1 protein-coding gene is annotated in these 298 nt (G+C 69.5%); it reads right to left on the minus strand.

What is annotated here, in order from left to right; genetic code table 11:
• Window positions 1–256 (minus strand): hypothetical protein (locus FFK22_RS42515; protein ID WP_143957079.1); only part of this gene is annotated, 256 nt, incomplete at its 3' end.
• Window positions 257–298: the final 42 nt, after the last annotated feature.

Below are 298 nucleotides of genomic sequence, written 5' to 3' on the forward strand. Positions count from 1 at the left end.
TTTCCTGCAGCAGGGTGACGACCACGGCGGGCCCATGCGGCCTGGCTGTCTCGGTCCCGGTGGTCAGCCACGGAAGCGCGCCCGTGCGCCACAGGAGGCCGGGCACCAGAAGCGCCGCCAGAAGTGCGGTTCCGAACACGCCGAGCCATAGCCGCATCCGGTCGGGCCTGGGAGAAGGATACTGGATCTGGTGCGTGCTTCCGGCAGGAGCATCGGTCCGGACCGCGGCGTCGAGCGTCTGGCCCGGGGATGACATCGACGAAGTGTCGGCTGGCTGGCTCGTTGCGTCCTTGGGGGT

Origin of the sequence: Mycobacterium sp. KBS0706, assembly GCF_005938675.2 — a bacterium.
Taxonomy (GTDB): Bacteria; Pseudomonadota; Alphaproteobacteria; order DSM-16000; family Inquilinaceae; genus Inquilinus.